Genomic DNA, 2,828 nt, shown 5'->3' on the forward strand with positions numbered 1-2,828 from the left:
GCCAGCAGCTCCTCACGACCGTCTCCGATGACCACGGCCCGATGCTCGAACACCGACCGCGACACCACCAGCGACGACCCCACATCCACCGGGTCGAGATCGCCGTGCACGTCGAGGTGCGCGCCCAGACGACGAGCCTGCGCCCGCAACGCCTCCTCGGTCTTGCCCGACACCACCCACGGCACCACACCCACGGCCGGCGCCCGGTCCTCACCACGCGACTCCGCCTCAGCAGCCTCCGGCCCCTGCTCCAAGATCACATGCGCGTTGGTGCCACTGATCCCGAACGACGACACCCCCGCCCGGCGCGGACGACCGGCCTCCGGCCACCCCCTGGCCTCGGTCAGCAGTTCCACCGCACCCATGGACCAGTCCACGTGCGACGACGGGGCGTCCACATGCAACGTCCTGGGCAGCACCCCGTGCCGGAGAGCCATGACCATCTTGATCACACCCGCCACACCCGCGGCCGCCTGGGTGTGACCGAGATTCGACTTGATCGAACCCAGCAGCAGCGGCCGGTCCTCGTCCCGGTCCTGGCCGTAGGTGGCCAGCAGCGCCTGCGCCTCGATCGGGTCACCCAGCGTGGTGCCGGTCCCGTGCCCCTCGACCACGTCCACCTCGGCGGGAGTCAGCCCGGCACTGGCCAGCGCCTGACGAATCACCCGCCGCTGCGACGGGCCGTTCGGCGCGGTCAACCCGTTCGACGCACCGTCCTGATTGACCGCCGAACCACGTACCACCGCCAGCACCTGATGCCCGTTACGCCGAGCGTCCGACAGCCGCTCCAGCACCAGCACGCCCACACCCTCCGACCAGCTCACCCCGTCGGCCGCGTCAGCGAAGGACTTGCACCGGCCGTCGCCGGCCAACCCGCCCTGGGCGCTGAAATCGATGAACGCCCCCGGTGTGGCCATCACCGTCACACCACCGGCCACCGCCAGCGAGCACTCCCCAGAGCGCAGCGCCTGCGCAGCCAGGTGCATCGCCACCAGCGACGACGAGCAAGCGGTGTCCACCGTCACCGCCGGGCCCTCCAACCCCAGCGCGTACGAAATCCGGCCTGTCGCGACACTGCCCGCCGTACCGGTGCCGACGAAGCCCATCGCCTCCGGCGGGAACTCGGCGCTCATCCCGTAGTCGTGGTAGAAGATGCCGGCGAACACGCCGGTACGACTGCCACGCAGGGAGACCGGGTCGATCCCGGCCTGCTCGATCGCCTCCCATGACGTCTCCAGCAGCTGCCGCTGCTGCGGGTCCATCGCCAACGCCTCACGCGGCGAGATCCCGAAGAACCCCGGATCGAACTCCCCCGCCTCGTGCAGGAACCCACCCTCACGCACATAACTGGTCCCCCGGCGCTCCCGATCCGGGCTGTACAACGCCCCCAGATCCCAGCCGCGCGTCGTCGGGAACGGCGAGATCCCATCCCCGCCCTCGGTGACCAGCCGCCACAGATCCTCCGGAGAGGTGACCCCGCCCGGATAACGGCACGCCATGCCCACGATCACGATCGGATCGTCGCTCAGGGGCATGACGGGCGCGGGAACCACCACATCGGCGTCCTCACCGAGCAGCTCGGCCAGCAGGAACTCCGCCAGCAGCGTCGGCGTCGGGTAGTCGAACACCAGCGTGGCCGGCAACCGCAACCCGGTCGCGGCATTGAGCCGGTTACGCAACTCCACCGCGGTCAGGGAGTCGAAGCCCAGCTCGCGGAACTCCCGCCGCACCTCCACCGTCTCCGGCGAGACGTGCCCCAGCACCAAGGCCACCTCGGTACGCACCAGATCCACCAGGACCTCGGCACGCTCGGCCGCCCCCAGCGGAGCCAACCGTCCCAGCAACGTCGCCGCCACCACCGAACCCGACGCCGCCGACCGCCGCCCACCCCGCACCAGACCCCGCAACAACGCCGGCACCTCGCCATGGGAGCGCAGCACCGCCAATTCCAACCGGAGCGGAATCAGCACCGCATGCTCAAGCGCGACAGCGGCCTCGAACAGCGCCAGGCCCTGCTCCACCGACAGCGGCGGCGTACCCATCCTGGCGATCCGCCGCATGTCGGCGTCGCTCAGTGTGCCGGTCAATCCGGCCTCCTGAGCCCAGGCACCCCACGCCAGCGACAGCGCGGGCAGTCCCTCGGCCCGCCGCATCTGAGCCAGCGCGTCCAAGAACGTGTTCGCGGCCGCGTAGTTGCCCTGCCCAGCCGAGCCCATGACACCCGAGGCCGACGAGTACACAACAAACGCCGCCAAGTCCAGGCCCTGGGTGAGCTCGTGCAGGTGCCAGGCGGCATCGACCTTGGGCCGCAGCACGGTGTCCAGGCGCTCGGGCGTCAGCGACGGAATCGTCCCGTCGGCCAGCACACCGGCGGTGTGAACGACTGCGGTCAGCGGATGGTCGGCATCGATCCCGGCCAGCAGGGCCGCCACCTGATCCCGGTCGGCCACATCACAGGCGGCGATCTCGACCTCGACCCCGTGCGCGATCAACTCCGCCTGCAACTCCACCGCACCCGGAGCCTCCAGCCCCCGGCGACTGGTCAGCAACAGACGCCGCACACCCCGCTCGGCCACCAGATGCCGAGCCAGATGACCACCCAGACCACCGGTACCACCGGTGACCAGCACCGTCCCCTCCGGATCCCACGACCGCCCCGCCTCCTCGGCCGGCACCACCCGAGCCAGACGAGGCACCCGTACCGCACCCTCACGGACCGCCGCCTGCGGCTCACCGGAGGCCAGCACCACAGCCAGCGACGACGGAAGCAACTCCGCGTCAACGTCGACCAGCACGAACCGGCCCGGGTTCTCCCACTGCGCCGACCG

Annotated in this window: 1 protein-coding gene; it reads right to left on the reverse strand. The window is 70.7% G+C overall.

Translation table 11 applies throughout. From position 1 onward, the window contains the following. A partial coding sequence (locus tag ABT130_RS47350) for a type I polyketide synthase (RefSeq protein ID WP_350966460.1) occupies positions 1 to 2,828 on the reverse strand: 2,828 nt, incomplete at both ends.

Origin of the sequence: Streptosporangium sp. NPDC001681, assembly GCF_040298085.1 — a bacterium.
Taxonomy (GTDB): Bacteria; Actinomycetota; Actinomycetes; order Streptosporangiales; family Streptosporangiaceae; genus Streptosporangium.